The following is a 13,771-nucleotide window of genomic DNA, read 5'->3' on the forward strand; positions in this document are numbered from 1 at the left end:
ACACGAGGATTTGTACCTCGAAAAGAAAAGGACGCAGCTGCAGTATGTCGGCTGCGTCCTTTTCTTTTCTTGTATATTTATCGTCCCATAAGTTCCATAAAAACCGGCAGCGATTCTCTGAATCCATCTTCGCGCGTCCCACCCACCGGCGTATAGACACTCTCTAAAGAGATTGTGCCTTCGTAGCCGTCCCGTTTCAAAGCGTCCACAATGTCGTTATAGTAAGGATCCATCTGCCCTTGGCGCATCGCGCAGAAATCAAATGTCGCCGCTGGTAGATTGACAACGCCGTCTTTGAGATGAATATGCACAATATGCTCACGAATGACTTCATAGCCATCTGGATACGGGACCTCTGTACAATAGAGCGAACTGCATGGATCCCATAGTACTTTCAGATGCGGCACGTCCAATTCGTCAATTAACTTTCTCGCAAGGAATGCCGACGTCACGTTCCCAGAGATTGCCGTCTCCATCACAAGCGTGATACCCGCCGCGTCAGCGATTTGCAACGGTTCTTCCAATCGGTTCATGAGCGTCGCCCATGCGCCTTCGGAGATAACCGGTTCCGCACCGAAAAGCACCATCTCTTTCCGGAAACTGAAAATCCGCACGAGGTTTGTACCGAGTGCTTGCGCAACATCAATACACCGTTGTAACGTCGTAATATGTTCACGATAGGCAGGTGCAACTATCGCCGTATCAACAGGGAGTGCCGACAAATTATGGTGTGAGATACACGATACTTTTAAATTCCGAGCGTCGATTAACCCTTTAACGCGTTCCACATCCGCATCCGTTAAATCTCCAACCTGTTTCTCCCAAAGATACTGTAACTCAACGTATTCCAAGCCGGTCTCTACCATAGTGTCCAACGCATATTCAAAATCCCGACTGATTCCATCCGTGATAACTCCCAATTTGAACATTCAACACCCTCTCACTTTTCATCTTTGTAGAGTTTCCAAAGCACCAAACAACACACCAACAAAACCCTATCCCGTGATTATTCTGTTCTCTTAATCTCAACACCGGCGATATTTTCCAATACTTTGATAATCGTCCAGTTATCCTCATCGGGGTTTACTGCTTTCCCTGCTTGAAACAGTTCAAAAGCGGCACTCGCTGCAAAGAGTGGCACACCACAATCGTTTGCCATATTTTTTGCCAAACTCAGGTCTTTATACATTGTACCGATATTGCTCTGTCCCTTGAAGTTACGTGATAAAATGTTCTCCGTTGTATCCGTGAAGAGGAAATTCCCAACAACACTTGTGCTGACAACATCGCGGAGCGTTTCCGGTGCCACACCTGCCTTTACCGCAAGCGTCAAAGCCTCAAAGATACCCGCATAAGTCGTGCCTATCAGCACTGCAAGAGCAGACTTGACAGTTTGACCCATACCGATCTCCTCGCCAACGTGATAGATGTCCTTGCCGACTGCTGCGAGCACCGGTTTCGATGCCTCAAATGTCTCGGTTTGTACCGCTACCATCATTGTAAGCGTTCCTGCAGCTGCCCCCGGAGCACCACCACTTACAGGGGCATCAACGATGTTAACCCCTTTTGCTGTCACGAGTTCGGCGACCTCTATCACCTGTGAACGCCCGATAGTCGCTGTACAGATGACTGTAGAGCCGGGGGCAAGCCCGGTCAGCAGTCCGTCTTCACCCAAGAGCGATGCTTTAACCTGTTCAACATTCAGCACCATAATAAAAACCGTATCTGCAGCGGCACCGAGTTCTCGCGGCGATGCAGCAGCATGCGCGCCCTCTGCTACCAACGTTTCCATCGCTTCAGGACGGACATCATACACCGTCAATTCGTGTCCGGCTTTCAAGATGTTTCTTGACATGCCCGCCCCCATGTTCCCAACACCGATGAGTCCAACTTTTGCCATAAATTACCTCAAGGGAATAGTCGGTTTTTCCTCCCAATCCTTTAGATTTGGGAGGAAAAACCGCCCTCGTTAATGAGACCAAACCTTTGAAAAAAGATTTGATGTTCGGTTAAAAATGTAGTATAATGATAGTATCAGGTTGGCAGACATGTCAAGCATTACCTCACGGTAATGTGTCTGCCTCTCACTTGACAGGAGATAAACCCCTGATACCTGATATACCATGAGATTGACATTTAAATATTCTGTATATCCAACACAAGAACAGGAAACAACAATAGAAAAATGGCTTGACCACCTTTGTAACCTTCAGAACTCAGCACGCCATGATAGGCTTGTTGCGTATGAGACTGAAGGTGCTTTTGTTTCTCTTGATGCCCAACAGCAACTTCTAAAAGCCGCTCGTGAAAAGTATAACGATTTTCAAGAAGTGCCTCAAGATTTTCAGAACCACGCGCTACGGAGAAATGATAAAGCGTTTGCGAATTTCCGCAGACGTTGTAAAGAAGGTGCTGCGAGAAAAGGGTATCCTCGCTACAAAACACGGGTGCGTTCTCTGACGTGGAGTCTCCGTAAATATCCGAAAGTGGTTCGTCGAAAGACCAAAGACGTTGAGAAACAGACGATACGTGTTCGCGAGAATCCTATCCGAGAGACAGCATGGAAACACAACCGTTTGAAAGTGCCGAAGCTTGGCGAACTCAAGATACACATGCACCGCCCCTTCAAGGCGACCCAAAAGAAGTTACGCTCGTCAAGAAAGCCTCGGGTTGGTATGCACATATCAGTTGCGATATTGGTGATACACCGAAAGTTGAACCGACTGACGCAATAGCCGTTGACGTAGGCAGTACACATTATTTGACAACCTCTGAAGGCGAAAAAGAGGACAACCCGCGCTGGCATCGTCAAGCAGAGGGGTTACTCCGAAAACACTCTAAAGACCTCTGTCGTAAAAAGTTAGGTAGCCACCGAAGAAAGAAACAACAACACAAACTCGCATTACACCATGAACGAACAACAAATAGACGCAAAGACTTTATCGGGAAACTCGTCTATAAACTCTACCACCATCTGAAAAACAACGTCTTGGTCACAGAGAAATTAGGCATATCTAACATGGTAAAGAACAAACACCTCAGTAAGAGTATCAGCGATGCGTCTTGGGGGACCTTCTTTAAGTGGTGTGGAGACATAGCCGAAAGAGACGGTTTCCATTTCCACCAAGTCGATCCCAAGAATACCTCGCAAACATGCTCCTGTTGCGGTCAGAGAGCACCGAAAAAGTTATCCTTATCGGTGAGAACCTTTAACTGTCAGTCTTGTGGCGCGTCTTTAGACCGAGACTACAATGCTGCGATAAACATACTTTTCAAGGCTGCTGCAGCCTTTCGTGGAGAGCGGTGGGTTACCTCCCTCTATGAAACGAGAAACAAGAACGAAGCACGAGATACGGGTTTGCAAGGAGCAATACAACTCACGTTGTTTGACGCGACTACAAGCCCAAGTCTTTAGGCTTGGGTAGTTGACAGAATATTGTCCAGAATTGATGCGTCCTATGCTTCTACGAAAGCACCTAAGGTTCACACTTCTTTGCCATTGTGCCTTGCAAATGCCCAGAAACAAACCGTGCTAACTGAAAATCGGTAGAGTTTACCACAAATCCTGAGAAACGTCAATCTATTTTCCGTACACGGAATTTTTACACATTTTTCCTCCTTTGTGCTATAATGACGCATTCATACACGAAAAAGAAGGAGCCAGAATACATGGCAGATACCATCAAAGGTGCCGTACTTGGATATGGCGCAGCATTTAATATGGGCAAAGCCCACGCAAATATGATGCAGAACACCGACGGCATTGAATGCGTCGCTGTCTGCGACATAGATCCAGAACGAACAGATGCCGCAAAAAAGGATTTCCCCGGCATTCGCACCTATAATTCAGTTGAAGCACTCAACGCCGACGACGGTGTCGATCTTATCGCCAACGTTTTACCGCATAGCTTGCACTGCGAGCCAACGGTGGCAAGCCTCAAAGCAGGCAAGCATGTTGTCGTTGAAAAACCGATGTGCGTCACAATCGCAGAAGCCACAGAAATGATTACAACCGCCAAAGAGAATGACGTTATGTTGTCTGTTCATCACAACCGACGGTGGGATGCTGATTTCTGGACGCTTCGTGAACTCGTTCAATCCGGTATCATCGGTAAGGTCTTTAGCGTTGAGATGTGGGGCGGGGGTTACGGAAGACCCAATCCGGATTGGTGGCGCAGCGTCAAAGCCATCTCCGGCGGGCAATTTTATGATTGGGGCGCTCACTACCTCGACTGGCTACTCAATGTCCTTGAAGCACCGATGATTAACGTCACTGGCTTCTATCAACCGAACCTCGTCTGGGACGATATTACCAATGAGGACCACGTCCAAGCAATTATTCGCTTCGCTGGCGGAAAAGTAGTCGCGGATGGAGCATCGGCAAACATTCAAATGTCCAATATCGCCAAAATCGGTGGAGAGCGGTGGAAACTGCTCGGTTCACACGGCGCAATTACCTCTGCAGGCGGCGAATTTAAGGTCCTATCCGAAGTCAAAGGACACCCCAAAGAGCAAGAAGTCAGCCATCACGGTAGACCTGGACCGAGTTACTATCAGAATATCGTCGCTCATTTAAACGACGGCACGCCGTTACTCGTGACACCAGAATCCGCTCGCCGCGTCATTGCCATCATGGATTTAGCAGAAAAGTCCGCTAAGACACATCAGGCAGAGACAGTGCCTTACGAGTTTGAATAACCGCGGCGGAATAATCGTCAGAGGAAATAGTCATCAGTTATCGGTTATCAGTTTTCAGTTAAGAGGGTTCTTGTGACAGTTGAGGTTACGGTTCAAGCAACAGCAACCCTCTTTAACTCTCACTATGAGGCAGACTGATAACTCTTAAAACTGACTGCTATGCCTTCTGACAACTGAAGATTTTTTTCAAAAAAAATCGTACTGAAAACTGATAACTTATAAATACATGAAAGCTATTGTTTTTGAGAAAATTCAGCAATTAAGCGTCCAAGAAAAACCTATCCCGGCACTCACTGACGGAGACGTCCTCATTCAGACGGAACTCTGCGGTATCTGCGCTTCTGACCTCGCCGCGCTGCGTGGCGATGTATCAGATTACGCACCACCCGTTGTAATGGGACACGAACTCGCAGGTGTGATTGTAGACAGCCGACACCCAGATGTCAAAGTTGGTGAACGGGTAACGGTTAACCCCATGCTCTCTTGCGGCACATGTGCCGAATGCCAGAACGACCTTGATAAATACTGCAATACCATTGAAGGTATCGGGCACGATATTGATGGCGGCTACGCCGAATATATGCGGATGCCAAAGCACGGTGTCAATACAGGCAAACTCATTCGGGTCCCAGATAGTATACCGCACGAAGAATTGTTATTTCTCGAACCGTTGGGCTGCTGCTTGAATGCGATGCAAGAAACGCTTTTTAAGGATTCTGTCGCTATCCTCGGTGCTGGTCCCATCGGGTTACTGCTCACGCAATTGACGAAACGAGCAGGTTTAGCTACCTACGTAATGGAACCGCTGCCCCACCGTAGAACTGTCGCAGAAACACTCGGTGCCGACCTCACACTCGATACATCGCCTGAGTCGGTAGCATATCTCCAAGACATCACCAAAGGCGGCGTTGATACCGTCATCTCCGCAACAACAAACAACGCCTCGGCAATCGCATTCGCTTTTGAGATCGTCCGCAGAGGCGGATGCCTCAACTTCTTTGGGCTCGCTCCAGAAGGTGAAGAACTTCGCATCAATCTTGAAGAATTTCACTATGCGGGGCACAAACTGATGGCTTCATGGGCATTCTCCCGCGCCAGTCTTAAAGCATCCAAACAACTACTCATAGAGAAGGCACTCAATTTTGAACCCTTGTTAACCGATCGGTTCCCGATTGCCCAAGGTCTAATAGCGTTTGATAATGCCGCTGCCCAGCGCGGGGTCAAAACAGCGGTCCATCCATAATCATCACGAATTTAAAATCGGTAAAACAGTTTACGCATCCTATTTCATTATTAAATAGTAAAAATTTTGCATAAAAATCCCTCAATAACGTACATTAAACGTTTTTTATTTGATTTAGACACGATTTTGTGGTATTTTTATATTAATGGCAAATATTAAAAACCCTTAACTATCAATCTCATTATGTAAGGAGATGTCAATTTCGGTGCGGTCCCAAGTTCCCAAAACTTACCACATAGGAGCGGTGAATTCGCAAGCCGAAATTTGTTATAAAAAATATGGTCCTTGGTGCACATGTATCCACTTCCGGTGGAATACACAATGCCATCAAAAATGGCACCGACCTCCAGTGCGATACAATACAAATTTTCTTGCGAAATCCCAACCAGTGGCAAGGAAAACCTCCCACCCCAGAGATAACCGAAAAATTTAGCACAGCATGGTCAGAAGCTGACCTCGGCGATGTAATTGTTCACGACATCCACTTGAGCAATCTCGCTTCTCCGAAAATAGATGTCCTGGAAAAATCACGCCAAGCGTTTCGTGAGCAGATGGAACTCGCGCAGCTGCTCGGTATCCGCTACATTGTCACGCACCTCGGGGCACACCTCGGCGAAGGCGAAAAATTCGGTTTAAAGCAGTTAACTGACAGTTTCGATTTTCTGTTTGAAAATACTGAGGCACCCGATGTCATGCTCCTTCTCGAAACGACTGCCGGGCAAGGTACAAATCTCGGCTACTGTTTTGAACACCTGCGAGACGTGATCGGCATGTCAAAATACCCAGACCGGTTCGGTGTCTGTTTGGATACATGCCACGTCTTTGCTGCTGGCTACGACATGCGAACTGAATCGGATTGCGAAGCGACCTTTAACCAGTTTGATGATATCATCGGGCTTAACCGACTCAAAGCCTTTCATCTCAATGACGCGAAATCAGAATATCAGAGTCGCGTTGACAGACATGAACACATCGGAGAGGGGAACATCGGGGCAATAGCATTCGCGTATATCCTCAACGATGCCCGATTTGCCGAAACCCCACTCATTATTGAAACACCACAGATGAAAACGATGCATGAGGTAAACCTCTCTACCTTACGGGATTTGAAGGTGTAACTTGCAGACTTTCTATATCGGCGTGTAGAAAGCACCGGAGGTTGAAAGCGTGTCTATCGGTTTTTGGGAAGTTGCCTTTCTCATCACCCTTTTTTTCGGAATTATCATCGTGGCTCGCCTCGTCGAACGCTTTCGGACGAAACGCATCTGTCCAGAGTGCGGCTTGGCAATTTCGACACATACATCGACCTGTCCATCGTGTAAACGCAGTTTTCTGACAAAGAGTAAAGGCGGAAAGGAATAATACCATGCAAAAAACGAAACTAAAAATCAGTGGTATGTCCTGTCAACACTGTGTCAAAACGGTCACAGACGTGTTGACAGAACTTGAAGGCGTTCAGCGCGCAAAAGTCAACCTTCGCAAAGGTGAAGCGATTGTCCATTTTGATGCCTCTCGCACCACCATCAGCAACCTCACAGAAGCAATAACAGATGCCGGTTTTGAAGCGGTAGCGAAAACCACACCTTTATCATTAAAATCAATCGGCACAATTCTAATCGTGCTTTTCAGCCTAATCGGCTGCACCGATGTCCCCTACACCGGTCCAATGCTAACAGTTGACCACGTAGACCGCTATCTGAACTCCCTTGGTGAAGATACAATCTGTTTACAAGATGGGTTTGATTCCATCTGCATAAAAGTCGTACCGGGAAAAAGCGGCGATGCAAATGACATCATTCCTATCGTCCACGTTCACCCAACAAGCCTCATTTACATGTTCTACTACGAAAGCAAACCCATTTTGCGAGCAGAAAGGGTAATGGACACCACCCAGATTACACAGGAATTGACCGGCGAACCCATAGCAAACGACAACGCCCAAGGTATTGATAGCACTATCTTTAAAGACTGGACCATCCAGATATATTACCCAGATTCGTTGCCAGAAGCAAATCGCGGTGCAACACCCGAAACCAGTGGACTCGACCTCAGAGTTGTCGAAGGAATGAAAATAGGAACTGAGAAAAAAAAAGACCTTCAGATAATGAACTTTACACAAATCAACGGACTTGACAGCAGCCGTATCGCTCAATTCACCATTGAAACGGAGGCACAGGAGATAACGATCCAAGTGGATGGGTTAGTCACCGAGCATACCGCAACATTCTACATCAACGCAGATAGTGTGGCATCAAATGAAAGCACCAGTTCCCTTCAACTGCAACCGCTATAATAGCCGCCGCGAAGGAGTAACGTCATGGCAAAAACAAAATTAGAAATTCGTGGTATGTCTTGCCAGCACTGCGTTAAAACCGTGACAGATGCCTTGACAACGCTTGAAGGGGTGCAGCGCGTAAAGGTAAACCTACGTAAAGGTGAGGCGATTGTACGCTATGACGCATCCTACATTACCGATGCCAATCTCGTGGCGGCAATAACAAAAGTCGGTTTTGAAGCGGGAACGAAAACCAAACTCTTATCGTTAAGATTAATAGGTGGCATCCTAATCGCACTTCTCAGCATACCCGGTTGTTCCAATATGCCTTATACAGGTTCAATGTTGACAGCTGAAGATGTTGACCGATATATTACTATAGGTGAAGATTCTGCCTGCCTCCTGAGTGGACACGAGTCAATTTGTATAACACTTATACCGGAAACGGAAGACGACAGTAGACCTGTCATCCACATCTATCCAAGGAAACTCATTTATGTGTTCTATTATGAAGGCGTGCAAATTATGCGGGCAGAACGGGTAATGGACACCACCGAGATTATGGAGCAAGTGAGGGGTCCGGGAGAAGATGATCAGCCACCAAGCGGGAACGGTGGTGTTCGCGATGACGACGGAGATGGCACTATCAATGGCGGCGGTGACACACAGCAACCCGGTGATGGCAGCACCCAGAAACCCGATGGTGGCACGCAACAAGTCGGTGATGGCAGCACCCAGAAACCCGATGGTGGTAACGGCGGCACCCAGCAGCCACCACCACTTCCTCCTTCAGAGGGTGGCAATCAAAATGGTGGCCAAAACGGTGATGGAAATGGGAATAGGGACGGAAATGGAAACGGAAATGGAAACGGAAAGGGGAATGGTGATGGAAACGGAAAGGGAAACGGAAATGGAAACGGAAAGGGGAACGGTGATGGAAACGGGAATGGAGACGGAAATGGGAATGGGAATGGTGATGGAAACGGGGATGGCAATGGTGATGGAAACGGAAATGGGAATGGAAACGGCAATGGAGACGGAAACGGAAATGGGAATGGGAATGGTGATGGAAACGGAAATGGAAATGGAAATGGAAATGGGAACGGAAATGGAAACGGAAATGGAAATGGAAATGGGAACGGAAACGGGAATGGCAATGGAAACGGAAACGGCAATGGAAACGGCAATGGAAACGGAGACGGAAACAGCAGGAACAACGTTGTTGGCGACTCCGACCTATCAACACACTACTATTACACTAACAAGGATCCCATAGAAGGAAACGGATGGTTAGTGCATATATACTACCCGGAAAACTACAACGGCCCGCGTGGGTTAGGAGAAGACCCTCAAGGGTACGGGTTTACAGTCACCTTAAGCGGCACTGAGGCCGAGATAACACAATTCGTACAAACTGCTGGACCCTGTCGTGACGACGATAAACCCTGCAACAGAGCTATTGAGCCAAGCAACCCATCGACGTACAGTGTTCAGATATACATTGAAACGAAGGAAACGACACTATCAATTACTGTGAATTGGAAATCACCGTACTCTCATCTTACCAAAACGTACACCCTTAATGCAGCCGTTAATATCGCAGAAGACAGCCTCTATCATACCAGCCAAGAGAATAATTAGTATCCAGTGTAAAACCGAAAAGAAAATTCGGAGTTACACTTTCTGAAATGTGGTACCTATGGATACAGCAAGAATTCAGGTCAAAGCAGGCAACGGTGGGAACGGATGCATCAGTTTTCGCAGAGAGAAATTCGTCCCTCGTGGTGGTCCCGATGGCGGAGACGGGGGGAACGGTGGGAACGTCATCCTTACCGCTACCCTTGGGATGAGTACGCTGATTGACCTGCATCATAACCCACGCCAAGTTGCAGAAAACGGTGGACACGGCACTGGTAAACAACGCGACGGTGCTGATGGCGCAGACCGTATCATTAAAGTACCCGCCGGAACTATCGTTAGAGACCATGATACACTGGAAATGCTCGCAGATCTGACGGAACCCGATCAGACCGTTGTTGTCGCACGGGGCGGCATCGGTGGCAAGGGGAATATCCGCTTTAAAAGCAGTACCTTTCAAGCACCGCGCGTCGCAGAAAAGGGTGAACCCGGCGAAGCACGCGAAATCAGCCTCGAAATCAAACTCATCGCTGATGTCGGATTGGTCGGCTATCCCAACGCCGGTAAATCAACACTGTTGGCGCGGACCTCTGCCGCAACTCCGAAAATCGCAGCGTATCCGTTCACCACGCTGCGTCCAAACCTCGGTGTCGTTCGCATCAACCGAGAACAGAATTTCGTTCTCGCAGACATCCCCGGGTTAATAGAAGGCGCGCATCAGGGCACAGGCTTAGGACACCAATTTTTGCGGCATATTGAGCGCACCAAAATGCTCATTCATGTCATCGACCTAAGTGCCACAGATGGGCGGGACCCGATTAAAGACTACGAACAACTCAACCGCGAATTGGGTCATTATAACGAACTGCTAACGAAACTGCCACAAATTATCGCACTCAACAAGACTGACATGCCCGAAGCTGAGGCGAATTTGGAGCGTGTGCAGACATATTTCGGCGAACGGAAAGTTTTCCCTATCTCCGCAATTACTGGCACGGGTGTAAATCAACTCATGCAGCAAGCCTATCGTTCCTTACAATACTTGGAAACACGCGCCCGAAAGGAAGCAGAAACGACGATTACCTTAGAACAAGAACTACCACCGGAACCCTCAGCACGGTTTGAACTCCTCGAAACCGAGGAAGGGTTCATTGTCACAGGTGCTGAACCACGCCGTGCTGTCCTCATGACCGATATGGAAAATGAACAGGCAGTGATTTTGTTGTATCGGAAACTGAAAAACATAGGAGTGATCAATGCCCTCGCCCGCGCAGGTGCGGTGGAAGGAGACACAGTCCAGATTGATGAATTCGAGTTCACCTATAGCCCAAAATCGATGCAATCCAGTTGAACAGCGCACCTGTTTGAGGGACGTGCAACGTATCGTTGTGAAGGTTGGCAGTAGTACGATCTCAGACGGGGCACACCTCAACGAAGCTGCCCTTGATGGGTTAGTCCACGATTTAGCACTTGTCAAGCAGGACGGTGTGGAGGTCATCCTTGTCACATCTGGCGCAATCGCTGCTGGGTGGCCCCAACTCGGTCTGAAGCAGCGTCCGAACACGCTACCACATTTACAAGCTGCCGCCGCTGTAGGGCAGATACGATTGATGGCAGCTTATAAGGATCGCTTTTCAAACTATGAGCAACGCGCCGCGAGCATGCTACTCACACGCGACGATTTCTCGAATCGGGAACGCTATACCCGCATGAACGACACGATGCGTGCCCTCCTTCATTTTGGCGTGATACCTATCATCAACGAAAACGACACCGTCGCAGTTGACGAAATCAAAGTTGGTGATAATGATACCCTCTCTGCTTACGTGACAAACCTCGCCCAAGCACAACTTCTCATTATCCTCTCCGATCAAATAGGGTTCTACACCGCCGACCCGAGGCGCAACCCTAACCCAGAACTGATTCACACTGTTACCACTATTTCAGATGAAATCTGGCAAGCCGCTGGCGCAGCTGGCACAACAAGCGGCACCGGTGGGATGGTGACAAAGTTACGAGCAGCAGAAATCGTTACCAACTCAGGAGAGATGATGGTGATGGCACACGGACAAGAACCGCTTGTCGTTACAAGGCTCTTGAAGGGCGAATTGCTCGGAACTCTCTTCCTCCCGCAATCTCGTATCTCTGGACGAAAGCGGTGGATCGCTTATTCCCGGCCACCGAAAGGCAGGCTCATTGTAGATAACGGTGCCCGCGACGCACTCGTGCAAGGCGGTAAAAGCCTACTCCCTGCCGGCATCCGACGCGTGGAAGGCAATTTCGACTACAGCGACACCGTCTCATGCTTCACCGAAAACGGTGTAGAATTCGCACGCGGTTTGGTGAACTACAACGCTGTAAATACCGCTAAACTCGCTGGAAAACATACCAAAGACATTGAAAACATCCTCGGTTACCGCGATTACGACGAAATTATACATCGCGATAACCTGGTACTGCTCGATTGATGCCGTCCTATCCACTGCCTAACACTTTGTCTATCTTGAAATGAAAGATAATCCCTTGAAAATTTTCCAACCGACATGCTATAATACTCATGCTTATTTTGACCTACAATTCATCTATCGCAAACTTCAAAGGAATATTATGAGCGAAAATATCCAAGAACTGATCCAATCACAAGCGAAAAAAGCAAAATCGGCGATGCGTGTTTTATCGCGGAGCTCCGCTGACGTACGAAACCACGCGCTTTTAGCAATGGCAGAGCGTCTACAGAATTCAAAAGATAAAATCCAGACCGCAAACCGCACTGATCTTGATAACGGCGAAAAAACCGGAGTCCCCGCCCCTCTCATGGAACGCCTTTTGATAGACGAGAAAAAAATCGAACGGATGGTGGACAACCTCCGTCAAGTCGCCGCACTCCCTGACCCAATCGGTGCGGTTATCAGTATGGGAGAACGTCCGAACGGCCTCAAGATTGGCACAGTCCGTGTACCTATCGGTGTCGTCGGTGTGGTATATGAGTCTCGACCCGATGTGACCGTTGAAGTCTCAGCTCTCTGTATCAAATCCGGGAACGGAGTTATCCTCCGAGGCGGTTCCGAGGCAATCCACTCCAACGCAACGCTTGCCCGTATACTCAGCGATACCGCCGCCGCAGAAGGTGTACCTGATGCTATCCAATTCGTTGACACCACTGACCGACAGGCAGTCTACGAACTCATCCGCCTGCCAGACTACGTTGACCTCGTCATTCCGCGCGGCAGCAACGAATTCGTCCAGTTTTTGATGAAAGAATCCGATGTCCCAGTTCTCGGACATGCCGACGGTATCTGCCATATCTATATTGATGAAGCCGCCGACCTTGAAATGGCAAATAATATCTGTATGAATGCGAAGGTTGGATACAAAGTCGCTGTCTGCAACGCATTAGAAACCCTCCTTGTCCATGCCGATACTGCCGAGAAATTCCTCCCCGCTTTCTGTGAGACTTTACAGGATTCGGATGTTGAAATCCGCGGATGCGAACGGACACAGCAGCTTTATCCCACCGCCAAACCTGCGACTGAAGAAGATTGGCGCACAGAATACCTCGATTACATCTTATCCATTCGCGTGGTGGACGACATAGACACTGCAATTGATCACATAGAAACCTACGGATCGCACCATTCCGATGCGATCATCACCGAAAGCTACAGCACAGCCCAACGCTTCCTCAAAGAGGTGGATTCCGCTGCAGTCTACGTTAACGCCAGTACCGTTTTTACCGACGGCTATGAATTCGGCTTAGGTGCCGAAGTCGGGATTAGCACGCAGAAACTCCATTCCCGTGGTCCCATGGGACTTGAAGGGTTAACAACTTATAAATATATCGTCTACGGAAACGGGCAGGTACGTGAATAGGAGCACACTACGCTCTCCTAACTCAGTCCATTACCGGAGGAAAATCA

The 13,771-nt window shown here is 48.3% G+C and carries 11 protein-coding genes and 2 pseudogenes; 10 read left to right on the top strand and 3 right to left on the bottom strand.

Annotated elements, in window-relative coordinates; all coding sequences use genetic code 11:
• Window positions 1-77 precede the first annotated feature (77 nt).
• Window positions 78-929 (bottom strand): sugar phosphate isomerase/epimerase, encoded by an 852-nt coding sequence (locus OXH00_06060; protein ID MCY3740567.1) that lies wholly within the window; start codon window positions 927-929, stop codon window positions 78-80.
• A 77-nt stretch (window positions 930-1,006) separates the two neighbouring features.
• Window positions 1,007-1,900 carry an NAD(P)-dependent oxidoreductase gene (locus OXH00_06065; protein ID MCY3740568.1) on the bottom strand — a complete coding sequence of 298 codons (894 nt, stop codon included), beginning with the start codon at window positions 1,898-1,900 and terminating at the stop codon, window positions 1,007-1,009.
• Between the two features lie 223 nt (window positions 1,901-2,123).
• On the opposite strand from OXH00_06065, the pseudogene OXH00_06070 reads away from it, so the two are divergent.
• From OXH00_06070 to OXH00_06090, 5 genes and pseudogenes are all read left to right on the top strand, one after another.
• A pseudogene (locus tag OXH00_06070) lies at window positions 2,124-2,188 on the top strand (helix-turn-helix domain-containing protein).
• Window positions 2,189-2,560: 372 nt separating this feature from the next.
• Window positions 2,561-3,415, top strand: a complete 855-nt coding sequence (locus OXH00_06075) for a transposase (GenBank protein MCY3740569.1) — start codon at window positions 2,561-2,563, stop codon at window positions 3,413-3,415.
• Window positions 3,416-3,669: 254 nt separating this feature from the next.
• Window positions 3,670-4,698: a Gfo/Idh/MocA family oxidoreductase gene (locus tag OXH00_06080; GenBank protein ID MCY3740570.1), complete on the top strand. Its 1,029-nt coding sequence runs from the start codon at window positions 3,670-3,672 to the stop codon at window positions 4,696-4,698.
• Between the two features lie 226 nt (window positions 4,699-4,924).
• On the top strand, window positions 4,925-5,941 hold the full coding sequence (locus OXH00_06085; GenBank protein ID MCY3740571.1) for an alcohol dehydrogenase catalytic domain-containing protein: 1,017 nt from the start codon (window positions 4,925-4,927) through the stop codon (window positions 5,939-5,941).
• Window positions 5,942-6,219: 278 nt separating this feature from the next.
• Window positions 6,220-7,059, top strand: a complete 840-nt coding sequence (locus OXH00_06090; protein ID MCY3740572.1) for a deoxyribonuclease IV — start codon at window positions 6,220-6,222, stop codon at window positions 7,057-7,059.
• Here OXH00_06090 and OXH00_06095 read toward each other — a convergent pair.
• A complete protein-coding gene (locus tag OXH00_06095) occupies window positions 7,034-7,240 on the bottom strand; it encodes a hypothetical protein (GenBank protein ID MCY3740573.1) in 207 nt (68 codons plus the stop codon). The genes OXH00_06090 and OXH00_06095 overlap by 26 nt on opposite strands.
• Before the next feature lie 67 nt (window positions 7,241-7,307).
• Between OXH00_06095 and OXH00_06100 the strand changes: the two are divergent.
• From OXH00_06100 to OXH00_06120, 5 genes and pseudogenes are all read left to right on the top strand, one after another.
• A pseudogene (locus OXH00_06100) lies at window positions 7,308-7,508 on the top strand (copper ion binding protein).
• Window positions 7,509-8,258: 750 nt separating this feature from the next.
• Window positions 8,259-9,857, top strand: a complete 1,599-nt coding sequence (locus tag OXH00_06105) for a cation transporter (GenBank protein MCY3740574.1) — start codon at window positions 8,259-8,261, stop codon at window positions 9,855-9,857.
• Between the two features lie 58 nt (window positions 9,858-9,915).
• Entirely contained in the window at window positions 9,916-11,205 is a 1,290-nt protein-coding gene (obgE, locus tag OXH00_06110) for a GTPase ObgE (GenBank protein ID MCY3740575.1), read from the top strand.
• Window positions 11,159-12,322: a glutamate 5-kinase gene (gene proB, locus OXH00_06115; GenBank protein MCY3740576.1), complete on the top strand. Its 1,164-nt coding sequence runs from the start codon at window positions 11,159-11,161 to the stop codon at window positions 12,320-12,322. Before obgE ends, proB begins: the two co-directional genes overlap by 47 nt.
• Window positions 12,323-12,461: 139 nt before the next feature.
• Window positions 12,462-13,724, top strand: a complete 1,263-nt coding sequence (locus OXH00_06120; GenBank protein MCY3740577.1) for a glutamate-5-semialdehyde dehydrogenase — start codon at window positions 12,462-12,464, stop codon at window positions 13,722-13,724.
• Window positions 13,725-13,771 lie beyond the last annotated feature (47 nt).

It is taken from the genome of Candidatus Poribacteria bacterium (genome assembly GCA_026706025.1).
GTDB lineage: Bacteria > Poribacteria > WGA-4E > WGA-4E > WGA-3G > WGA-3G.

What these genes read in the sequence shown, in the direction of transcription:
- OXH00_06060 (MCY3740567.1), bottom strand. Translation starts at nt 929, where the DNA reads ATGTTCAAATTGGGAGTTATCACGGATGGAATCAGTCGGGATTTTGAA.
- OXH00_06065 (MCY3740568.1), bottom strand. Translation starts at nt 1,900, where the DNA reads ATGGCAAAAGTTGGACTCATCGGTGTTGGGAACATGGGGGCGGGCATG.
- OXH00_06075 (MCY3740569.1), top strand. Translation starts at nt 2,561, where the DNA reads ATGGAAACACAACCGTTTGAAAGTGCCGAAGCTTGGCGAACTCAAGAT.
- OXH00_06080 (MCY3740570.1), top strand. Translation starts at nt 3,670, where the DNA reads ATGGCAGATACCATCAAAGGTGCCGTACTTGGATATGGCGCAGCATTT.
- OXH00_06085 (MCY3740571.1), top strand. Translation starts at nt 4,925, where the DNA reads ATGAAAGCTATTGTTTTTGAGAAAATTCAGCAATTAAGCGTCCAAGAA.
- OXH00_06090 (MCY3740572.1), top strand. Translation starts at nt 6,220, where the DNA reads ATGGTCCTTGGTGCACATGTATCCACTTCCGGTGGAATACACAATGCC.
- OXH00_06095 (MCY3740573.1), bottom strand. Translation starts at nt 7,240, where the DNA reads ATGTGTCGAAATTGCCAAGCCGCACTCTGGACAGATGCGTTTCGTCCG.
- OXH00_06105 (MCY3740574.1), top strand. Translation starts at nt 8,259, where the DNA reads ATGGCAAAAACAAAATTAGAAATTCGTGGTATGTCTTGCCAGCACTGC.
- obgE (MCY3740575.1), top strand. Translation starts at nt 9,916, where the DNA reads ATGGATACAGCAAGAATTCAGGTCAAAGCAGGCAACGGTGGGAACGGA.
- proB (MCY3740576.1), top strand. Translation starts at nt 11,159, where the DNA reads ATGAATTCGAGTTCACCTATAGCCCAAAATCGATGCAATCCAGTTGAA.
- OXH00_06120 (MCY3740577.1), top strand. Translation starts at nt 12,462, where the DNA reads ATGAGCGAAAATATCCAAGAACTGATCCAATCACAAGCGAAAAAAGCA.